The organism is Pseudomonas corni (genome assembly GCF_057128765.1).
This window is the reverse complement of sequence record NZ_JBSKHW010000018.1, coordinates 83,703-104,563: the sequence shown is the minus strand read 5'-3', so window position 1 is coordinate 104,563 and position 20,861 is coordinate 83,703. Positions and strand designations below refer to the sequence as shown.

Sequence of the window (20,861 nt, the reverse complement as noted above, 5' to 3'; positions counted from 1 at the left end):
AAAAACGTGAACCGGGAGAATCCTGTTTGAATATTGCTGGCGTCATCTTCGATTGCGACGGAACACTGGTAGATAGCGAACGCCTGGCAGCTGGTTTGCTGCGGGAAATTCTTCATGAGCATGACGTGTCACTGAGCGTCGAAGAAGTGTTGGCGCGCTTTCGCGGAGTGCAGTTTGCGCTGTGCATGGAAGGTTTGTGCGCTGACTATCCGGGACTTCATGAGGAGGCTGTTGTTGAGTCGTTCAGAAGCCGCACCTTGCCGCTGCTGCGCGAAAAACTCGAAGAGATGCCCGGTGCCGTGGAGTTTGTTCGTGGGCTGGAACTGCCCAAGTGCGTGGCCTCCAACGGCCCTCGGAGCAAGATTGAGACGTGCCTGAGCACGGTCGGTTTGCTTGAAGACTTCGACGGCATGATCGTCAGCGCTTACGAGGTCCAATCCTGGAAACCCTCGCCGATCCTGATCGAAAGCGCGGCGCAGTTGTTAGGGTTGTCGGCCCGGCAGTGCCTGTTGGTGGAAGACAGTGTGCCGGGAGTGCTTGCAGGATTGGGCGCTGGCGCTCAAGTGGCGGGTTACGGCGAGACTGATTTTTCCGAATTTCACGATCACGCTAATTTCCATCGGGTGAAAGATTTCGGCGAGCTGAAGAGTCTGGTTCAGCGGATGAGTTGATGGCCTCATTTGATTGCCTCGTGGGAGCGGACCTGTCCGGGTACAAACCGGGACATCCTTTACGTTTCAAACCCCCGACTTCTGCCGAGGCTTACACACCCTTCATCCGTCCATCGCACGCTGGCAAATCCACTCAATCGACGCTTGTGAGCCCGGGCACAACCCGATACTGTACATAAAACCAGTATCCGGATGTGTCCCATGCAGTTGATCGACAAGCTGAGCATTCTCGCCGATGCCGCCAAGTACGACGCTTCCTGCGCCAGCAGCGCCGCGCCCAAGCGCAGTTCGGAAGGCAAATCCGGGCTGGGCTCAAGCAACGGCATGGGGATTTGCCACAGCTATACACCCGATGGCCGTTGCGTCTCGCTGCTGAAAATCCTCCTCACCAACTTCTGCCTGTACGACTGCCAGTACTGCGTGAATCGCCGCTCCAGTGACGTGCCCCGTGCGCGGTTCAGCCCTGAAGAGGTGGTCACCCTGACGCTGGACTTTTACAAACGCAATTGCGTCAGCGGGCTGTTTCTCAGCTCCGGAATCATTCGCTCGGCCGACTACACCATGGAGCAGCTGATTCGCGTCGCCAAGCTGCTGCGCGAAGAGCATGAGTTCCGGGGTTACATCCACCTCAAGACTATTCCCGAAGCCGACCCGCTGCTGATCGAAGAAGCCGGTCGCTACGCCGATCGCCTGAGCGTCAATATCGAATTACCGACCAGCCTGAGCCTGCAGACTCTGGCTCCTGAAAAAGAGATGGGCTCGATCAAGCAGGCCATGCAGACCATCTACACCGGCCAGCAAACCGTGCTCAACGAGCCCAACGCGCCGCGCTTCACGCCAGCCGGACAAAGCACCCAAATGATCGTCGGCGCCGACGATACCGACGACAGCACTATCCTGCACAGCGCCGAAGCCTTGTATGGCGACTTTCGCCTCAAGCGAGTTTATTACTCGGCGTTCAGCCCGATTCCCAACAGCCCGAAAAGCGTGCCACTGGCCGCGCCGCCTTTGATGCGCGAACATCGGTTGTATCAGGCGGATTTTTTGCTGCGCAGCTACGGCTACAAGGCCGATGAATTGCTCAAGGGCCCTGGCGATCTGGCGTTGGACATCGACCCCAAGCTGGCGTGGGCGCTGGATAACCGCGAGATGTTCCCGCTGGACCTGAACCGCGCGGAACCGGCGATGATCGCGCGCATCCCCGGCATCGGCATCCGTACCACCAAACGCCTGGTAGAGCTGCGTCGGCAGCGGCGCATTCGCTACGAAGATTTGACCCGCCTGCGCTGTGTGCTGGCCAAGGCGCGCCCCTTCATCATCACCAGCGATTACCACCCGCGTCAGGCTGACACCACCAGCCTGCTGCTTCGTGAGCAGATGCGCGATCGTCCGCAGCCGCAACAATTGGGACTTTGGGGGTGAGGCGCAATGATCAGTCTTGATTGCAATGGCCTGTTCGACACCTGGCGGTCGCAAGCGCGCTGGTTACTCAGTCATCAGATCGACCCGGATCAGGTGAGCTGGAGTGTGCCGGACGACGCCGACCTGTTTGCCAGCGACACGCACTATCCCCAGGAACCTGGGCCGTTTCAGGCGCGTATACCGCTGGCTTTGCTCGACCTGCTGAAGAACGCGGCACAGTATCGCGGCGATCAACGCTGGAGCTTGCTGTATGAGGTGTTGTGGCGAGTAAGTCACGGCGACCGGACTGCCATGCTGGCCGGCGATAAACTGGGCAGCGAGTTGCATCGGCGGCTCAAACAGGTCAGCCGCGAGGCTCATCACCTGCATGCGTTTTTACGTTTCATTGCGTTGCCCGACGATCCGGCTGCGGAGGCCGAAGATGAACTTGCAAAAGCGGCCCTGCTCGACACCCCAAACTTGCCGCAATACGTGGCCTGGCATGAACCGGCCCACGACATTCTGCTTACTGCCAGCGAGCATTTTATCGGGCGCATGGGGCGGCATCGCTGGATGATTGCAACGCCGGAAGATGGGGTTTTTTACGATGGCAAAAACCTGATCCACCGCCGGGAGTGCCCGGACACCTGGCGGCAACTGGCGAAAAATGCGGACGATCCTTATGGTCAGTTGTGGTTGACCTACTACAGCCACATCTTCAATCCGGCGCGTTTGAATCCCAAAGTCATGCAGGGCCACCTGCCCGCGCGCTTCTGGAAAAACCTGCCGGAAGGGCCGTTGATTCCGGCGTTGATCAGCGAGGCCCGCACCGGTAAACAGCGCGATGGTCAAGCCAGCCAAATCGCCTCGCGCCCCGGCAAGAAAATCAGAGGCGACAAGCAAGCGCCCAAAGCCGCCTCGTGACTGCTCTGTAGAAGCCAACTTGTGCGCGAGGAAGATGATGCGCGGTGTCAGGCAAGATGCCTCGCGAACAAGTTCGCTCCTGCAGGGTGTGCGTCGGACCGAAGAATCAGCCCTGACTCAAATCCATCGTGGGAGCGAACCTGTTCGCGAAGACGGTATTTCAGGCGGTAAATATTTTGCGGTTTAAGGGCCTCTTCGCGGACAGGTCCGCTCCCACGGTGTGTGTGCCAGACGAAAAAATCAGCTGCGACTCAGACCCTTTGTAGGAGCGCGCTTGCCCGCGAAAAAATCTATCTGCGGAAAATACATCGACTGAATCAACGCAATCGCGGGCAAGCGCTCTCCTACAGATGAAGTACGCTCACACAGGCTCGGCCAACATCGCTGCATAGCGCGGCAAATCGATGTTGCCGCCGCTGATGATCACGCCTACGCGCTGCCCTTTGAGTTGATCCTTCATTTCCCGCGCCGCCGCGAAACCGAGGCAGCCGGTCGGTTCGACGACCATCTTCATGCGTTCGGCGAAGAAGCCCATGGCGTCGATTAACTGGCTGTCGCTGGCGGTGAGGATTTCATTGACGTCGCGACGAATGATCGCGAACGTGATGTCACCCAGGCGCTGCGTCTGGGCGCCATCGGCGATGGTCTTCGGGGTGTCGATCGTCACCAGGCTGCCGGTGCGAAAGGATTGCTGTCCATCGTTGCCCGCCAACGGTTCTACGCCATAGAGCGTGCAATCGGGCGCCAACGCGCGGGTTGCCAGCGCCGAACCGCTTAACAATCCGCCGCCGCCCAGGCAGACGAATAACGAATCCAGCGGGCCAACCTCTTCGAACAACTCCTTCGCGGCAGTGCCCTGCCCGGCAATGATGTCGGCGTGATCAAACGGCGGGATCAGCGTGTAGCCATGGCGTTGCGCCAAATCCCGGCCAATGGCTTCACGGTCTTCCTTGTAGCGGTCGTAAAGCACAACCGTAGCGCCGTACTCGCGTGTAGCGGCGATTTTAGCGGCGGGCGCGTCGTGGGGCATGACGATGGTCGCAGGGATACCCAGCAATTGTGCCGACAGCGCAATGCCCTGGGCGTGGTTGCCTGAAGAAAACGCGACCACTCCGCGTTTACGCTGGTCGGCATCAAAACGGGACAACGCATTGAAGGCGCCGCGAAACTTGAACGCCCCCATGCGCTGGAAGTTCTCGCACTTGAAAAACACTTCAGCGCCGAACGCCTGATCTACGGTGCGCGACGTGAGCACCGGCGTCTTGTGCGCGTAGCCTTCGATGCGTCCGGCGGCAGCAACGACATCTTCGTACGTGGGAAGCAAAAGGGTTTCCATGGTCACCTTCATGAGCGCGGGATGGGCTATCAATGCGCTGGCGATCAAATCACAGCTGCGCAGCGCAGACAATTCGAAATGCTCCGCGCGCAACACAAGCGTCGCGCAGGCGCCGGTTTACGTGACTTTTGAGTCACGAATCGACCTCTGCGTGCCACGCAAGAAAAATATGTAGTGCTCGAAAATAATCACTACATAACGGTTGACGAAGCGCTTTTTCACTTGCATAGTTCAACCGTCTCCCCGATCGGGAGAGCTGGCAAAACAGGCTGAGCAGGTTCGGCAACCGTCGAACCGTTACCTGATGAGTGCTGCCCACAAGGCAGATTGATGAAGCTGAACCGGCATGATCGTCCAACCCAGGATCGAGAAGCGCTGGCGAAACGTCCTCATGACACTTGTGGTCGACCCCATAAAGGCGCCAGTGTCTTCACGACGTCCGCTACTTCTTCCCTCCTTCGTTTCGAACCTGCCGTAGTCACCCTTCCTCAGCACTACATATCTGGCTCAGACCCGGCTCTGTGTATCGACGGACCTTGTGTGTCGGCAACTGGCAGCACCGAATCGACAGACCGATTCGCTAAACGTATGAACTAACCAGTCGGATAAACACGCGGTCTAAGGGGTACTAAAAAATGAACCTGAACAATCAACCTACCATTGATCAACTGGCTCAATTGTTCGCAACACGCAAAGACTCCCTCGACAGCCATATCCTGTGGGTTTGTGAGAAAGGCGACGTTCACATGGACGGCCTGGGCGCCTGCTCCCAGGAGCAGGAGTTCGACGAGGAGCATCCGCACATGCGTGCGCGCTTGAAGATGTACCGCAAAGGCCAAGGCTATGTCGGCAAGAAAGCTGCCGCCGACAAGGACTTCCTGGGCCGGGTGCTTCAAACCCTGAGCAGTGAATGGGGCTCTGCGCAACGCGAGTCCGGCGTTCGGGTCATCGACAAGCTTTGTTAAGCAGCACGCCGCGCCGCCGATAATCCGGGCACATTCCGGGTTATCGGCGGCATTACGGTCTTCCCCCTCCCCGAATAATCTTAATGAATGGCAATTTCTGCACCGTCCGGCGATGCCGTTGAACTCGGCGTCATTGAATGCTTCGAAAGCTGTGCCTGCGAGAAAAACCTTCGCACGCCTTTCTGAACATTCAGCGTCCTGCGGGACGATCAAGGTGCAGTCATGGATTTGAACAAACTTGCGCAACACATCAAGGCCGGTGAAGTCGAGGACTTGAATCTGATGTCCATCGAGGGCGGTTCCTACGTTCTTCACGCACGAATGGCCGGTCAGTCTCACGCGATCAGTAGCCCCAATGGCGAGGTGCTGCATGTAGCGTCTGTCAACGAAGCACGCAAATGTCTGGCTGGCGTACCCGAAGTCCCACTGTTCATTGTGCACCCAGTGGTGTACGACGAGATGGTCGGTCAGTCCAACGATGAGCGCCTGAGTTCACGCGAACCGATCCCCTTCCGCTCCACGCTCTAATCGGCAAGCTTTCGGCCGGTCGCGTTCACCCTCTATCATCCCTGGCTTCGCGTCGCCTGCATTGAGCCAGGCGATATCGATGCATCGATCCCACTTAAAGCGGAGGCATGACCGGCATGCTGCAAGACACTCCATTTGCTGCGTTCCTGTTTGATATGGACGGCACGTTGATCAATTCCATCGCCGCCACCGAGCGCGTCTGGTCGCAGTGGGCTTTGCGTCACGGACTGGATGTTGAAGCTTTCCTGCCGACCATTCATGGCGTGCGTTGCATCGAAACCGTGCGCCGGCAAAATCTGCCGGGAGTGGACCCAGAGCAGGAAGCCGCTGCGCTGACGCAAGCCGAAATGGACGACACCGATGGGGTGACTGCGATCGACGGAGTTGCTGCGCTACTCGCTTCATTGCCACCAAATCGCTGGGCTGTCGTCACCTCGGCGCCCCGTGAATTGGCAGTGCGCCGAATCCATGCCGCAGGTTTGCCGCTGCCAGCTCTGATGATCACCTCCGAAGACGTTACCCACGGCAAACCTGCGCCAGATTGCTTCCTCTTGGCGGCGAAGAAACTGGGCGTGGATGCGCGAGATTGTCTGGTGTTCGAAGATGCGCCAGCGGGGATTCAAGCCGCTGAAGCTGCGGGCGCCAGCGTTGTAGTAATCAGCGCGACGCATACGCACGTGATGGATACGCCACACCGTGTTATTGCTCACTACAACGACATCCGTGTGAAGCTTGTTGGCGAACGTTTGCATCTTCTGTAGGAGCCAACTTGTTGGCGAAGAGATCTATCAGCAACAGCCTCGCGAACAAGTTCGCTCCTACAGGGAGTTTGCGTTATTCCTTGGAATCATACGGCGGGTATTGCTTGTCCTTGACCCGTTTATCCTGCTCGATATTCTCACCGCTTTCCGGCGCCTTTGCCGGGCCCACCGGATCTACTTGCGGATCAGCGACATCCGGCGACTCCGGATCGAAACCCAGATCCTGTTCTGCCTTGTCAGTGTGTTGCGAATCAGCCGTGCTCATTGTGTTTCTCCTTCGCTAGATAGCTCGTACACATCTGAAGCAATGCTTGCCCAATAGTGCATCCGGACTGATGAATGGACCGCAGCGCTAAACCTTTTGCCGTGTCTGTCGATAAGCCGTGTGTAGATTCCGGATTTGCCGGGCAAGACTTGATGAACGACGGATACGCTCATGGACACTATTTTTCTCTTGGTTGAACACGGTCGCGAGCAAGGTGAGGTTTACGTCCTCGGCTGGTTCGACAACGAAAGGACAGCAAAAGACACTGCTGAAGCGATGGAGTGGAAAACCTATCGCGAAGAGATGAAGCGCCAGCAACAATGGTCCAGCCAGGAACCGCTATCCCCGGCAGAGACCTCGCACCGGCGTTTCTGGGTGAAGAACATCGCCAAATTCGGCCACTCCTTCCCGCAGAAATCCGCCGCCGTACACTGAGTTTGAATCAGGCGTGCAGCGCTTGGGCCGCACTCAACAGCCCGCGAAATTTCAGGTAACGGGCGTTTAGAGCAACCTGGGTTTGCGCTTGGGGCAGATACCGCGCCTTGACCGGCATGCCGAGCTGCAGCAGCTCGGCGCCCTGCCCTGTCGCCAGAAATCCCAACTTGGCCGCGCCGATGCAGGCGCTGAGTTCGCTGCCGTGCAACGTGTAGATTTCCCGATTCAGAATGTTGGCCAGCAACTGCGCCCAGTATTCGCTCCGCGCGCCGCCCCCCACCAGAGCACAGGCATTGACCTTGGCACCCGCCGATTGCACCGCGTTTACCGCGTCCAGCAAACCGAAACCCACCCCCTCAAGCACTGCATAACCCAGCATTGCGGGCGTGCTGTCATGGCCCAGATTCATGAAACCGCCGCGCAGCAGCGGGTCGTTATGAGGTGTGCGTTCCCCTGCGAGATAGGGAAGAAAAAGCGGGTTGGACAGTGACACCGATTGCCCCAAAGGCAGTTCCAGGAAAATCTGCTCCAGCAAGGTTTGCTCATCGGGCTGCCCCAGCAAACGGGTAACCCAGCGCAGGCAACTTGCGCCCGCCAGCATTGCGCCCATGGTGTACCAACGCTGGGGTAACGCATGGCAGAAACTGTGTACGGCGCTGCCAGGATCGCCCGCCGCTTTGTCGGTGATAGCGACAATGGCAGCGCTGGTGCCCAAGGTGATGAAGGCATCCCCGGCATTGATAGCGCCGATACCGACAGCTGACACGGGATTGTCGCCGCCGCCACCTGCAACTGGCAGCCTGGGCGGCAACTGCAGCTCCTGTGCAGCGTGTTCGTGCAAGCGCCCGGACAGCTCCGAGGATTCAAGCAACGCAGGCATTTGATCCAGAGAAAGCCCCGTGGCACGGAGCATCGGCTCGTACCAGGCGCGGCGCTCGACGTCCAGCCACAAGGTGCCAGCCGCGTCCGACATATCGCTGATACGCGCGCCGGTCAGGCGCAGGCGCAGATAGTCCTTGGGGGACAACACGCAGGCGATCTGCGCGAAGATCTCAGGCTCATGCTGTTGCAACCACAACAGCTTCGGCGCGGTCAGGCCCGCCATTGCAAGGCTGCCGATGGCGTCGGCGTAGGACGGGTAATCACGATTGAGTTGCTGAGCTTCAAGCATCGCCCGCGAGTCATCCCACAGGATCGCCGGATACAGAATCCGGTCGTCGTCGCCCAGCAATACCGCGCCGTGCATCTGCCCCGACAAGCCGATGCACGCCACATCTGCCCACGCCTGGGGGTGAGTCGAGCGCAGTTGCTCCAATGCCAGAAGACACGCGCTCCACCAGTCTTCCGGGTCTTGTTGCGACCAGCCCGGATGCGGTCGCGATACGCTCAAACGCGCACCCGCCGAGCCCAGCACCCGGCCGGTTTCATCGAGCAAAATCGCCTTGAGTTCGGAAGTGCCCAGATCGATGCCAAGGGATACACAGCGCTGCATAAAAATCTCACTTGCCGTTGACGGGAGGGCTCAGGGGCATCCACATGAATGTCGAATGCGCAGGGTCGGCGCCAGGCGCACGGTCTGACGTGGCCCTTCGGGGTTATCGATGCAGTTGAGCAACAGCGTCACAGCCTGTACCCCCAATTCTTTGACCGGCTGGGCAATGACACTCAGGCGCGGCAGGAAAAAATCTGCCCAGTCAAAATCATCGAAACCCACCAGCGCCATCTGTTCCGGCACGCCTAGGTTGGCTTCGCGCAGGGCATGCATGGCACCGATGGTCATCAGGTTGTTGCCCGCCATGATCGCGGTGGGCGGTTGTTTCAATTGTAGTAATCGGTGGGTGGCGATCCGCGCAGACTCGCTGCGTGATTCGCCATCGACCAGCAGAGCGTCGTCCCATGGCAAACCCGCATCCGCCAGCGCCGCGCGATAGCCGTCTATGCGCTCTTCGGTGGTACTCAAGCCCGCCGCGCCAGCCACCATGCCGATACGCTGATGGCCATGGCCGATGAGGTGTGCGATCAGGGCGCGCGTCGATTCGCGGTTTTCCACGCCCACCTGGGAGAAACCCTGGGCAGCCAGACGATCCACCAAAACGGCTGGGATCGCGTTGTTCTGCAAATAGCTCAGCGCCAGTTGTTGGGTATCCATGGAAGGCGCAAGCAGAATGCCGTCCACACGCCGATGATGCAGCGCTTTGACGACCCGCAGCTCTTGCTCGGGGTCATCGTGGGTGTCGACGAACAGCATCATGATCCCGTGCCTGGCGCACTCGGTCTCGATGGCGTGTACGGTTTCGCTGAAGTAGTGGTTGGACAACGCCGAAATCGCCACACCGATGGTGTTTGTGCGCGAACGGGCAAGCGAGCGAGCCAGTGTATTGGGAATGTAGCCCAATGCCTGCACTGCTTGCTCGACCGCCGCGACCGTTTGCGCACTGACCTGGCGCGTGCCGTTCAACACGTGAGACACGGTTGAGGTCGAGACCTTGGCCAACCGCGCCACGTCTTCCATTTTTACCACTGACCAACTCCAGACTGAGGAGAGCGAACGACAGATGAACATCCTGTAGGAGCGAATTTATTCGCGAGACATTGGTACATCCGGCGCAAGCCATCGACTGGACTTCCCTCGCGAATGAATTCGCTCCTACAGAACAGCGCGATGTTCAGCGCTTGCTTTCCCAGCCCTTGTAATCACCGATGTTGTCGCGAGTGATCAGCTTGGGGGTCAACAGAGTCACGGCTTCGGCGGGCTTTTTGTCGTTGAGAATGTCATTGCCAACCACCACCGCTTGCTGCGCCATGGTCCATGGGTCCTGACTGGCAGATGCCTGAATTGACGACTCGGTTTTCAGAGCGTTCTCGATGTCCGGCGCACCGTCGACCGACGTGATGATGATGCCGCTGCGTTTCAACTGCCGGGCCGCCAGGTCGCTGCCGATAGCTTGCGGATCGTTGATCGCGAACAGGCCATCGATTTTCGGGAAGCGCGTCAGGTAGCCCTGCATGGCGTTCAACCCGCCTTCGCGCGAGCCTTTAGCGTCCTGATCGTCGGACAGCACCTTGATGTCGGGCGCCGCTGCCAATGCCGCTTTGCAACCGGTCACACGGTCGGTGACCGAGGTCACCTGCGGGCCGTTCTCGATGATCACATTGCCCTTGCCCGAGAGCTTGTCGATGATGAACTGACAAGCCAGCTTGCCAGCTTCGACGTTATCGGTCTGCACCGTGGCGTCGACACCCTTGGCGTTGACGTCCACTGCCACCACGACGATTCCAGCCTTGCGCGCCTTCTTGATAGCCGACTCGATGGCCGACGGATCAACCGCATTGAGCAGGATCATATCCACGCCCGCCGAGATGAAATTATCGATCTGGGTGAATTGCTTGCTCAGGTCGTAATCAGCCGACACCGAGGTGATCTTGGCGTTGGGATTAAGCTCCAGCACCTTGGCTTTGGCGCCTTCGGTGAGTGTCACAAAATATGGGTTGCCCAGCGAACCCATGGTCATGCCCACGGATTTCAGTTCGCGGGCCTCTACGCCTTGGGACAGCAGCGCAGCCAGGCACAAGGTGACGACAGCGGGAAATTTACGTTTGAAGTTCATGATTGCTCTCTTGTGATTATTGTTGAGGCCTTTCTTGAATAACGGTACCGCGTGACTCAGGTTCTCGCGCCAGACTGACGATAGCGATCCAGCGCCACCGCGCCGATGATCACAATGCCTTTGATGATGTATTGCCAGATGTCGGAGACCCCCATCAGCACCAGGCCGTTGGTGAGCACCGCGATAATCAATGCGCCGATCAGCGTGCCGCCGATAGTGCCGACGCCGCCGGTGAAACTGGTGCCGCCGAGGATCACTGCGGCGATGGCGTCCAGCTCGTAGGACTGGCCCAATTGCAGTCCATTGGCGGCGAACAATCGCGACGCACTCATCACCGCGCCGAGTCCGGCCAGCGCTCCCGACAAGGCGTAGACAAACAGCAGCACCTTCCACACCTTGATCCCGGAAAGCCGCGCCGCCTCAGGGTTGCCGCCCACCGAGTAGATCTGCACGCCCATCACCGTGCGCCGCAGGATGAACCAGGACATGGCGATGACCGCCACGGCGATGATCACCAGCCACGGCACGCCGAGTACCGAGTCGTTGCCGATGAAGGCGAAGGGCAAATCCGGGTTGAACACGGTTTTGTCATCGGCCAGCAGACGCGCCAAACCGCGCATGGCAGTCAACGCGCCGAGAGTGACGATAAACGGCGGCAGGCGCATAAAAGCGATCAACCCACCGTTGACCAGCCCAAGCAGCAAGCCGAAACCGATGCCGGCGAAGATTCCGAGCATGCCGTATTGCGGCGACATCGAGGCCTGTAGGGCCACGACCGCTGAGGCCGCGAGAATGGCGCCCACGGAAAGGTCGATGCCAGCGGTCAGAATCACGAACGTCATGCCCGCCGCCAGCACCACATTGACCGACGCCTGCTGGGTGATGATCGACAGGTTTTGCCAGCTCAGGAAGCTGTCGCTCATCAGCGCAAAGCCCACCAGCAGCAAAATCAATACCGGCAGCATGCCGACGGTGCGCATCAGTTCACGCGCCCGTTCGCGCTTGTTGATCGTCGCGACAGTGGCGGGTTTGTCTACGGTCAGACTCATGGCCTGGCGTCCTCTTTATTGTTATTGAAAAACGATGCATCTCTGTAGGAGCGAACTTGTTCGCGAGGCGCCCTCATGGGTTCTTTAGAAAGAGTGCCTCGCGAACAAGTTCGCTCCTACAGGGGGCCGTTGAACACGTCACTTAACTGCCACCCGTCGCCAGGTCAATGATCCGCTCCTGGGATATCTCGCTGCCAGACGCGCCGCCTACTTCTGCCACCAACTGCCCTTCGCGCATGATCAGCACGCGGTCGCAGGTGCCGATGATTTCCGGCAGTTCGCTGGAAATCACAACGATGCCAACACCGGCTTTGGCCAGTTCATTGATGATCCGATAAATTTCGGATTTGGAGCCGATGTCCACGCCGCGGGTGGGCTCATCCAGAATCAGCACGTGGGGCTTGACCTCTAGCAGCCGCGCCAGCAAAACCTTCTGCTGATTGCCGCCAGAAAGCGAACCGACGCTGACCTTGCCCGAGGCCACTCGAATGGACAGAGAACGGATCGCCTCAACCGCCCGCTTGGCACCACGCGGACGATCCAGCACACCGCCCGCATGAGCATCCGGCACGCAGGCGCACACGTTGATGTTGTCGCGCACGCTCATGTCGAGAAACAGGCCCTGGGCCTTGCGGTCTTCGGTGAGGTAAACCACCCCGGCCAGAATCGCGTCAGTGGGGTTGTTCAACTGAGTGATGTTTTTGCCTGCAACTTCCAGGGTACCGGTGGTGCGCGGGTCGGCCGCGAAGATCAATCGCGCAAGCTCGGTACGCCCGGCGCCGACCAGCCCGGCGATGCCCAGCACCTCCCCCGCGTGCAGATCAAAACTGCAATTTCGCACCCGCTTGCCGTCGGCCATATCCCGCACGCGCATGACCACCGCACCGGGGTCGTAGGCCGCGTGTTCTTTTTTGTAGAAGCCGGACAGATCCCGGCCTACCATCATCTTTACCAGCACTTCGGCCGACAGCCCGTCACGTTGCAACTGGCCGACGTACTCGCCGTCGCGCAATACTGAAACCCGGTCGGAGAGCTCGTAGATTTCTGCCATGCGATGGCTGATGTAGATGATCGCCAGACCCTGATCGCGCAGCTGTTTGATCAAGGCGAACAGCCGGTCGGTTTCGCGCGACGACAGCGGCGTGGTCGGCTCGTCCATCACCAGAATCTTCGCGTTGGCATGCAATGCCCGGGCGATCTCCACCAGCTGACGCTCGGCAATCGACAGCACGCTGACGGTGGTGGTGGCTTTGAATTCGGCGCCCAGGCGGGCCAGCACCTCGACGCACCCAGCTTCCATGGCCTTGCGGTCGATGGTCCAGCCGCGTCGCAGTTCGCGGCCCAGATAGATGTTTTCCGCCACGCTGAGGTTCGGGCACAGGCTCAGTTCTTGATAGATGACCGCGATGCCTTGGGCCTTGGCGGTCAGTGGATCGAATGCGCCCAAGACCTGACCATTGACCCGAATCTCACCGCCGGGATCGGCCTGATAGGCGCCCGAGAGAATTTTCATCAGCGTGGATTTGCCCGCCCCGTTTTCCCCCATCAGCGCATGGACTTCACCGGCATAGACTTTCAGGGCGACGTCTTTGAGCACGCGCAGGCCGTTGAAGGTCTTGGAAATGCCGCGCATTTCGAGAACAGGGGTCGCACTAGTGTCAGGAAGGGATGCGGGTAAAGCAGAGGGCGCGCTCATGAAAAAGCGCTCAAAGCAATAAAGTGGTCGACGTCGCTGGGCGAGCGAACGTGCGCGAACCGAGAAGGCTGGCTGTTCATTTCAATCCTCGAGGTTTCTTGTTCTTATTTTTTATCAGTTTCAACCGCATTAATCGTCAGCAACAGAGTAAGGCCGGACGACACTGAAGTAGCAACTGGAAACACTCTAGAACAGCTGAATCGTTTCACGCAAGCGCTTGCTCTTGATAAACGCGCAAATAAATCTTGATAAAGCCGAAATGCGCAACTGGCAATCGGGTCGCGCGAAGGCAGATGTGCAGAGCAATCAGCCAGCCTCAGGATCCTTGTCAGGCTCCGGGAACAATGCATCCATCCGGTGGCGTTTGTTGCCGGTGCGTACCGGAGCCATGGCGGCAGATTCAGCCAGCTTCGTCGCCATTTCCCAGTGCCGTTCCTGCTGCCCCTCGGGTTTGCCCTCGGTTTCCCATATCGCCTCTGCCAACTGGCGGATAGTGTCCTGATCGATGTCCATCCCCACTCCCCCTTCAGGCCAGTTCATACATGTAGCCGGTAGCAGCCGATCTCGCCAGCCGCTACCGCTTGCAACTCGTTGCCGGAATATGTCGGGCTGTTGCGCCCGCTGTGAAAAGTCCAGCACCGTTACCCCGTGCAGCCGCTGGCGCACGCTGCGCAAATATCGGATCGCCATGACTCAACAAGCGCCGGGCGGAATGCCGCCCTTGTTGAAGTCTTTCAAGCGCTCTTTCTCCTCTGGGGTGGAGTGAGCGGGCGTGTCATCGGCAGGTGGCTGTTTGGTTTTCTCGGGCTCAGTCATCGCGCTTGCTCCTCTGAAATACTCGGTTGAGCGTTGACGCTCAGCGGTGGCGTCGGTTGAGCAAAATGCTCACCAGCAAACCTGCGCCTGCGGCTGCGGCAACGGCCTGCCAAGGGTTGGCCTTGACGTAAGCTTTGGCGGACGAAAACGCGTTGCTGCTGCTATCGACGACGGTGTCATAGGAAGGAACTGTATCGGCGGCACGGTCCAGGAATGCGCCCAGGCGCTGGCGTGCCTGGCTGGTCCGGTCTTCGTTGAGTGCGTCACCAGCCCGCAGCAAGGCGTCGGTTTCGTCCAAAAACGTTCTGAGTTCCGAGCGCGTCTTGTCGTAAAGGTCGTCAGTCAGATTTTTCGTGATGTCTGTGGCCATGCTCGCGTACCTGGTTGAGTTGTCGAACAAGGTTGACCCGGCGCCGCGCGGCTTCGTTCAACCGGAGTGAATACCGATAATCAAAACAATGCCGCAAGCGGTCACTTGCCGGTGATCACGCCTGTCATTGCAGTGAATTGGGATTGGCGATTCTGCAATTTGTCGAGCACTTCAGCTGGCGTCGACTCGCGAAACACCACCATGTGCCCCACTTCCTCTCCACCCTCGGTTACGCGTTCGATGTCGTTGATCATCCAGGTTTTCAATTCGTCAGCCGTGATGCCCAACTGCTCGGCGACCTTCAAATGGAAACGTTCCTGATCGTACTGATTGAATGATTCGCTGTTCATGGGGATGTCCTCTTCGTCAGTGATGTAGTTAGGGCTGCGAAGAGGGACAACAGTTCAGCGAGATCCGTGACAGCTATGCCCAACCCGCTAAACGGATAAGGGTGCGCTATACGCGAAGAATGAAGAATGGGGACAGGTGCTCAATGCACCGAGGAGATCATCAACAGTCCGCCAGCAAGGCCAGCCTGTTGCGCAGCTTCGAGCTTGGCGTAGCTGCGATCGTACTCGCGCCATACCGGCGATATACGCTCGCCTGCTTTATGAGTCAGCACATCAATGGTCCAGGGTGCATTAACCCCGGTGCGGTACGCATTGACGGTGATCTGAAAGGCGCCTTCGACATAGTCGCGGGAGAGATAAGTGCTTTGCATGACGTGCTCCTTACAACGCGATCCCAGGAAGCCTGGGAGGTAGGGCAGTCAAAGCGGTCACCGTTAGCAGCGACATTTAACCGGGCCATGTTTCCATGGCCACACACATCCGACGGTGTCGTTACGTATTCGTTCAGATTGATTAATGCCGCATTGAAGGACTGTTAGTAATAAACGGAAACACTTTGATAATAAGAATAATTACTATTAACCACATTGTGAAAATTTTGTTAGGCTCCGACCCGGCGTTCATAGCCCTTAGCCTGCACTTGATTTTTTCAGGAATCTCACAATGCTGCGTCCCGTCATTCCCGCGTTGGCTACCACCCTGGCCTTTGGTTTTTCCGCGTCCGTTTTTGCGGCGCCCGTTCAGCTCAATCTCCCTGCACAACCGTTGGCCACGTCACTGACACAGCTGGGCAAACTCAGCGGTATGCAGGTGATCTTCGATGCGCAACGGGTGGCTGGAAAGCAGGCACCCATTATTCAGGGTGATCTGGAGCCAGAGCTTGCGTTGCAGCGTCTGCTGGCAGGCACTGGACTCACAGCGGTCGTGGACGGTAACTCGGCCCGCGTAACCGAGCCGACACAGGGCGCCATTGCACTGGACGGTGTGAACATCAACGCTGACTACGGCGTTGCAGGCATGGCGACCACGGAGAACACCCGCTCCTACACGACGGGCTCCATGAACACAGCGACCAAGCTGCCGCTGTCGATCCGCGAGACACCTCAGTCTGTCAGCGTGATCACTCGCCAGCGTATGGACGATCAGGGCATGAACGACCTCAATGACGTGGTCAAATACGCGCCAGGCGTGACGCTTCACAAAACGGCTTCAGACCGTCAGGAGTTTCTGGCGCGAGGCTTCAAGATCGACAACATCATGTACGACGGTCTGCCGACCAGCATCAGCACCTACACCCAGGATGTGATTTCAGGTGCGGACCTGGCGATGTTCGACCGAGTTGAAGTGGTGCGCGGCGCCACGGGTCTGATGACTGGCGCAGGCAGCCCGGCAGCAACGCTGAACCTGGTGCGCAAGCGCCCGACTGCTACGCCGCAGGTCAGCATTACTACGGGCGCCGGCAGTTGGGATCGCTATCGCACCGAAATCGACGCGTCCAACAAGCTCAACGAATCCGGCACCGTGCGTGGTCGCGTTGTGGCCGCCTATCAAGATGATCACAGCTTCGCCGACGTGCGGGAAAATCAGCGGCAGACGTTCTACGGGATTCTCGAAGCCGATCTCAGCGACGCGACAACGTGGACCATCGGCGCCTCCAGGCAACGGGACGACAACACCTCCGACTGGGGCGGTCTGCCGAGCGGTCCGAACGGTGAAGACTTGCACCTCAAGCGCTCGACCTTCCTCAGCAACGACTGGTCGTATTGGGACAAAGACAACATCAGCGTCTTTACCGACCTGACCCACCGCTTCGACAACGGCTGGTCGGCCAAGCTTGCCGCCGCGAAAATCTGGGCCAGCGCCGATACCTTTTCCAGCTATCCGGGTAATTACGACGGCGCCGGGTTCCAGCAGTACTCCGGCAAGTACAAAGACGACGATGACCAGACCAACCTGGATGCTTCGCTCTCCGGACCGTTTCAGTTGTTTGGCCGCGAGCACGAGCTGGTGGTGGGCGTGAGTCATCGTGAAGAGAAGTTCGATCAGTGGGGCGGCTGGACAGCAGGCACGCCGTTCAATATTTATGACTTCGACCACAATCTGCCCAAGCCTGAGGTTGACACCTCGCTGTATGAAAGCCGCAACACCTCCACCGAAAAAGGCGTTTATGCCGCCGCTCGCTTCAACCCCATCGAGCCGCTGCACATCATTCTCGGCAGCCGGGTCAGCTGGTACGACTACGACAACCGGGCAGGCACGGGCGATTACAAAGTCACCCGTGAAGTCACGCCGTATGCCGGGATCATCTATGACCTGAACGACACCTATTCGGCCTACGCCAGCTACACCGAAATCTTCAAACCCCAAAGCCAGATGGACGCCGATCGCAAGGTCCTGGACCCAATGACCGGCAAGAACTACGAAATCGGTTTGAAGGGCGAATATTTCGAAGGCGCGCTGAATGCGTCGGTGGCGCTGTTTGAAATGGAGCAGGAAAACCGCGCTTATCTGCTGGACAACCAGAACGCAACCAACTGCCCATCGTTCCCGGCCTCAAGTTGCTACGGCGCCGCCGGTAAAGTGCGCAGCCGCGGGATCGACACCGAACTGACTGGCTCGCTGACGCCTGACTGGCAGTTCTCGGCGTCCTACACGTACGTACTCAGCCAGTACATGGAAGACGCGACCAAGAGCAACGAAGGCAAATTGTTCGCGCCCAACCAGCCCAAGCATTTGTTCAAAGCCGCAACCAGCTACAACCTGACCGGTGATTTGCATAAATGGCGAGTGGGCGGGGACGTTTACGGCCAGAGCAAAACCTTCAACCGCGTCGGCAACGGCACCGCCGACCAGGACGCCTATGGCATTGTCGGCTTGATGGCCGGTTATCGCTTCGACGAAAACTGGGACGGTCGGGTCAATGTCAACAACCTGTTCGACACCCGCTACTGGCAAGGCATCCCGACCGCAGGCGGCACCGGCATGTACGGCGACCCACGCAACGTGATGTTCTCGCTGAAATGGACACTTTAACGGGCAACAGCTGAATCCCTGTAGGAGCGCGCTTGCCCGCGAAGGCAATCTTGATGCACCTGATGCGTTAATTGACCCACCGCAATCGCGGGCAAGCGCGCTCCTACAAATGGACTGCTACACCCGCAAACTGCTGCGCGAAACACAAACCCCGTAGGAGCGCGCTTGCCCGCGAAAGCAATCTTGCCGGGGTGCGTTACTTTGGCAGAACGATGTAATCGTTGCTGTGAATGACGCCGCCGTGTTCGCCCTCCACCAGATGAATGTAGCGACCGCTGACTTGGTCAATCGGCAGGCAATCATCAACGTCGAGCAGCGCGTCGGTATGGGATTGAGACCATTGCCTGAGCATGTGGCGCTTACCTTTTACCTTCGCTTCGGCCTTGGTTTTGGCCACGACCAGCACATAGTGATGGGCTTCACCGAACACTTGCGCCTCATAACCGCCCAGGTTGATGAAGTACAGGCGCGGCGACCCTGGCAACGGGGCCAGCGGGCTCAGTTCGACTTTCCAGCCATCGACGCCGTCCACCTGCATCCAGGAATCGATATGCACCCCCACCGGGCTGCCGAACCACCCTTCGCGCAACTGAGGATAAGCCGCCTCCAGCGTGTCGGCCACGGCAAACACCACGTCGTGGACTTCGATTTTCGCTCTGGGATGTTTACCCCCCAGCATTACCACAAACAGCATAAGCGCATCCTTTGACTGGCCGCCCAAAAGCGGCGGACGTTGCAACGGCCGATGGTAACCGAACCATTGCAACAGGTTGCAGCCATGGTCGCTATTGATTCTGCCCGCAGCCTGGGTCGCTTTCGATTCTGCGCGCAGAGCAGTTGCTTTTGCTTCTGCCCGGAGGGCGTAGGAGCCTGACTTGTCGGCGATGGGCTGCGCAGCAGTCCTCAATCAAGCGACGCGGTTTTGCCTGATGCACCGCACGCGTCGGTTTTACTGCCGGTACCCGTCAGATCGTCCGCAAACGGAACGCCGCCCGGCCAGACTCCTATGCCCTCCGGGCAAAAGCGCCGATCCGGCTGACCAACCGACGCCTGTTGGAGCGAGGCTTGCCCGCGAAGTACATAACGCAGTGCATCAGGTAAAACACGTTTCCAGCTTCGCGGGCAAGCCTCGCTCCAACGGGATTTGCGTGGCGTCAGATGAGACTAAGTGTCTGCTTTAGGGCCGCTTCGCGCCCCATCGTCGGCAAGCCGGACTCCTACGCCCTCCGGGCAGAGGCAGCGTTGCGGCGATCAGACGGGCCCCGTTGGAGAGAGGCTTGCCCGCGAAGTCCATAACGCAGTGCATCAGGTAAACCGCGTGGCGTTCGAGGGCTGGCGTGCTCATATACAGTCATCAAGCAGCTTGGCGAGCACGTGAAGACCCTTTCTATTACTTCGATAGCAAGCGTTGATTCGCCGCGCGTCCGTTCAGGGCCTACGCTTCAAGCATGAAAACCGTTCGTATTCGGCTTCAGCGTCAAGCAATGCCGGAATCAGGAGAAATCATCATGCCCAAGTTCATCACCGATCTGCACCTGGAAAACTTCTTCAGCAACACCCACGACACTGATGCTTCATCGCGCATTGTCCTGTCCTCACTGGCCTTCCCGCTTTCGATCGTTTCGGGGTTATTGCTGCTGGACGGCGCGCTGAGCGCCAGCTTGACCTCGGCGGCCATTGGCGTGCTGGGCATGGTGGCGGCACAAGCGATCAAAACCCGAACTCGATAAAAGCTCGGGTTTTTTGCGTTTCACATCCGCTTCAAATCGGCAAAACGCCTAACCAAACACCGTCACCGTCTGGCGACTGATCGCCACCAACTCCCCGTTTGGCGCCCACAATGCCGCCGACGTATGCCCGTAACCATCACGCGCATGTTCGATCACGGCTTGATATTGAGTCCAGTCATGGGTCGTCAACTCAGGCAAAGGCTGCACGAACTCGATAGTCCAGGTCAGCGAACTGCCTGGGGCCGGCTTGCTCAGATGCGGCAACAGAGCCGGCGGCCAAGTGTCGACCAGCGCCAGCAGATGCGCCTCGGTCAGCCTTTCTTTCTCGACACCCTTTAACCGCGCGTAACCGCCAATGGCTGGAGATTTAGTGTTGGAAAATGGCATCCCGCCCAGCGCCCAACGCATATCAATGAAGCGCAGGTATTCGGGCATCACCCCCGGGATAAACGGGAATTGCGTCACCTCGCTCACCGGTTTGAATTCGGGCGCCGGATGCGCGGTGACAGCAATCGATGATTCGCGGGCCGCGCCGAAGCTGCCCTGAATCAGGGTCATCACTTCGCCGTTCTGCGTCGCGCGGCCCAGCACCTGGCTGACCGCCTTGCCCTCACGCAGGACCTCCACGTCAAAGCTGATTGGCACATCCGGCTCAGGCGGCCCGACAAAGGTGATTGCCAACGAACGAATAGGTCGATCTGCCGGGACCTTCGCGCGCATCGCCTCAAACTGCAGCGCCGCCATCAATCCCCCGAAGCACGAACGGCCTTGGGACCACTCTCGCGGGATCGTCACCGATTGCGGATTGTCACGCACCGCGTCGAGCAATTCAGAAAAGGTCATGGGCACTCCGGTAGAAAAGACGGTCGACATGTATTGCATCGATCTTAACCAGCGAACCCCGCCGAAGCAGGGTTCATATG

Annotated in this window: 24 protein-coding genes; 10 read left to right on the top strand and 14 right to left on the bottom strand. The window is 58.7% G+C overall.

Annotation, left to right across the window (positions count from 1 at the left end):
- Positions 1-26: 26 nt before the first annotated feature.
- From ACWKV9_RS23765 to ACWKV9_RS23755, 3 genes are all read left to right on the top strand, one after another.
- Positions 27-671, top strand: coding sequence for an HAD family hydrolase (locus tag ACWKV9_RS23765; protein ID WP_483838551.1), 645 nt, complete (start codon positions 27-29; stop codon positions 669-671).
- 201 nt (positions 672-872) lie between these two features.
- Positions 873-2,093, top strand: a complete 1,221-nt coding sequence (locus tag ACWKV9_RS23760; RefSeq protein WP_349800541.1) for a putative DNA modification/repair radical SAM protein — start codon at positions 873-875, stop codon at positions 2,091-2,093.
- Between the two features lie 6 nt (positions 2,094-2,099).
- A complete protein-coding gene (locus ACWKV9_RS23755; RefSeq protein WP_483838550.1) occupies positions 2,100-2,996 on the top strand; it encodes a TIGR03915 family putative DNA repair protein in 897 nt (298 codons plus the stop codon).
- A gap of 361 nt (positions 2,997-3,357) precedes the next feature.
- Here the strand turns inward: ACWKV9_RS23755 and ACWKV9_RS23750 are convergent, their stop codons facing one another.
- Entirely contained in the window at positions 3,358-4,332 is a 975-nt protein-coding gene (locus tag ACWKV9_RS23750) for a threo-3-hydroxy-L-aspartate ammonia-lyase (protein ID WP_483838549.1), read from the bottom strand.
- Here ACWKV9_RS23750 and ACWKV9_RS23745 point away from each other — a divergent pair.
- From ACWKV9_RS23745 to ACWKV9_RS23730, 4 genes are all read left to right on the top strand, one after another.
- Positions 4,331-4,507 carry a hypothetical protein gene (locus ACWKV9_RS23745; protein WP_483838548.1) on the top strand — a complete coding sequence of 59 codons (177 nt, stop codon included), beginning with the start codon at positions 4,331-4,333 and terminating at the stop codon, positions 4,505-4,507. The two genes, ACWKV9_RS23750 and ACWKV9_RS23745, sit on opposite strands and share 2 nt — an antisense overlap.
- A gap of 460 nt (positions 4,508-4,967) precedes the next feature.
- Positions 4,968-5,297, top strand: coding sequence for a hypothetical protein (locus tag ACWKV9_RS23740; RefSeq protein ID WP_483838547.1), 330 nt, complete (start codon positions 4,968-4,970; stop codon positions 5,295-5,297).
- A 222-nt stretch (positions 5,298-5,519) separates the two neighbouring features.
- Positions 5,520-5,825 (top strand): DUF6482 family protein, encoded by a 306-nt coding sequence (locus tag ACWKV9_RS23735; RefSeq protein ID WP_483838546.1) that lies wholly within the window; start codon positions 5,520-5,522, stop codon positions 5,823-5,825.
- Positions 5,826-5,941: 116 nt separating this feature from the next.
- Positions 5,942-6,586: an HAD family hydrolase gene (locus ACWKV9_RS23730; protein ID WP_483838545.1), complete on the top strand. Its 645-nt coding sequence runs from the start codon at positions 5,942-5,944 to the stop codon at positions 6,584-6,586.
- Between the two features lie 73 nt (positions 6,587-6,659).
- On the opposite strand, the gene ACWKV9_RS23725 is transcribed toward ACWKV9_RS23730, so the two are convergent.
- Positions 6,660-6,851: a DUF6021 family protein gene (locus ACWKV9_RS23725; RefSeq protein WP_483838544.1), complete on the bottom strand. Its 192-nt coding sequence runs from the start codon at positions 6,849-6,851 to the stop codon at positions 6,660-6,662.
- A gap of 171 nt (positions 6,852-7,022) precedes the next feature.
- Here ACWKV9_RS23725 and ACWKV9_RS23720 point away from each other — a divergent pair, with 171 nt between their 5' ends.
- A complete protein-coding gene (locus ACWKV9_RS23720) occupies positions 7,023-7,286 on the top strand; it encodes a hypothetical protein (protein WP_483838543.1) in 264 nt (87 codons plus the stop codon).
- Positions 7,287-7,293: 7 nt separating this feature from the next.
- Here the strand turns inward: ACWKV9_RS23720 and xylB are convergent, their stop codons facing one another.
- From xylB to ACWKV9_RS23670, 10 genes are all read right to left on the bottom strand, one after another.
- Positions 7,294-8,778, bottom strand: a complete 1,485-nt coding sequence (xylB, locus tag ACWKV9_RS23715; protein WP_483838542.1) for a xylulokinase — start codon at positions 8,776-8,778, stop codon at positions 7,294-7,296.
- A gap of 30 nt (positions 8,779-8,808) precedes the next feature.
- Positions 8,809-9,807 (bottom strand): LacI family DNA-binding transcriptional regulator, encoded by a 999-nt coding sequence (locus ACWKV9_RS23710; RefSeq protein ID WP_483838541.1) that lies wholly within the window; start codon positions 9,805-9,807, stop codon positions 8,809-8,811.
- Positions 9,808-9,952: 145 nt separating this feature from the next.
- Positions 9,953-10,894 (bottom strand): ABC transporter substrate-binding protein, encoded by a 942-nt coding sequence (locus ACWKV9_RS23705; RefSeq protein ID WP_483838540.1) that lies wholly within the window; start codon positions 10,892-10,894, stop codon positions 9,953-9,955.
- A gap of 56 nt (positions 10,895-10,950) precedes the next feature.
- A complete protein-coding gene (locus ACWKV9_RS23700) occupies positions 10,951-11,943 on the bottom strand; it encodes an ABC transporter permease subunit (protein WP_483838539.1) in 993 nt (330 codons plus the stop codon).
- A gap of 142 nt (positions 11,944-12,085) precedes the next feature.
- On the bottom strand, positions 12,086-13,576 hold the full coding sequence (locus tag ACWKV9_RS23695) for a sugar ABC transporter ATP-binding protein (RefSeq protein ID WP_483838538.1): 1,491 nt from the start codon (positions 13,574-13,576) through the stop codon (positions 12,086-12,088).
- Between the two features lie 369 nt (positions 13,577-13,945).
- A complete protein-coding gene (locus tag ACWKV9_RS23690; protein ID WP_483838537.1) occupies positions 13,946-14,152 on the bottom strand; it encodes a DUF2934 domain-containing protein in 207 nt (68 codons plus the stop codon).
- A 180-nt stretch (positions 14,153-14,332) separates the two neighbouring features.
- On the bottom strand, positions 14,333-14,455 hold the full coding sequence (locus ACWKV9_RS23685) for a hypothetical protein (protein WP_483838536.1): 123 nt from the start codon (positions 14,453-14,455) through the stop codon (positions 14,333-14,335).
- Positions 14,456-14,495: 40 nt separating this feature from the next.
- Positions 14,496-14,825 (bottom strand): glycine zipper domain-containing protein, encoded by a 330-nt coding sequence (locus tag ACWKV9_RS23680; RefSeq protein ID WP_483838535.1) that lies wholly within the window; start codon positions 14,823-14,825, stop codon positions 14,496-14,498.
- A gap of 101 nt (positions 14,826-14,926) precedes the next feature.
- Positions 14,927-15,175: a hypothetical protein gene (locus ACWKV9_RS23675; RefSeq protein WP_483838534.1), complete on the bottom strand. Its 249-nt coding sequence runs from the start codon at positions 15,173-15,175 to the stop codon at positions 14,927-14,929.
- A 140-nt stretch (positions 15,176-15,315) separates the two neighbouring features.
- On the bottom strand, positions 15,316-15,546 hold the full coding sequence (locus ACWKV9_RS23670) for a hypothetical protein (protein WP_483838533.1): 231 nt from the start codon (positions 15,544-15,546) through the stop codon (positions 15,316-15,318).
- 292 nt (positions 15,547-15,838) lie between these two features.
- Between ACWKV9_RS23670 and ACWKV9_RS23665 the strand changes: the two genes are divergently transcribed.
- Positions 15,839-18,208, top strand: a complete 2,370-nt coding sequence (locus tag ACWKV9_RS23665) for a TonB-dependent siderophore receptor (protein ID WP_483838532.1) — start codon at positions 15,839-15,841, stop codon at positions 18,206-18,208.
- Positions 18,209-18,404: 196 nt separating this feature from the next.
- Here the strand turns inward: ACWKV9_RS23665 and ACWKV9_RS23660 are convergent, their stop codons facing one another.
- Positions 18,405-18,902: a DUF1543 domain-containing protein gene (locus ACWKV9_RS23660; RefSeq protein WP_483838531.1), complete on the bottom strand. Its 498-nt coding sequence runs from the start codon at positions 18,900-18,902 to the stop codon at positions 18,405-18,407.
- Positions 18,903-19,716: 814 nt separating this feature from the next.
- On the opposite strand from ACWKV9_RS23660, the gene ACWKV9_RS23655 reads away from it, so the two are divergent.
- Entirely contained in the window at positions 19,717-19,938 is a 222-nt protein-coding gene (locus ACWKV9_RS23655; protein WP_483838530.1) for a hypothetical protein, read from the top strand.
- Positions 19,939-19,986: 48 nt separating this feature from the next.
- Here the strand turns inward: ACWKV9_RS23655 and ACWKV9_RS23650 are convergent, their stop codons facing one another.
- Positions 19,987-20,781: an acyl-CoA thioesterase gene (locus ACWKV9_RS23650; RefSeq protein ID WP_483838529.1), complete on the bottom strand. Its 795-nt coding sequence runs from the start codon at positions 20,779-20,781 to the stop codon at positions 19,987-19,989.
- Positions 20,782-20,861 lie beyond the last annotated feature (80 nt).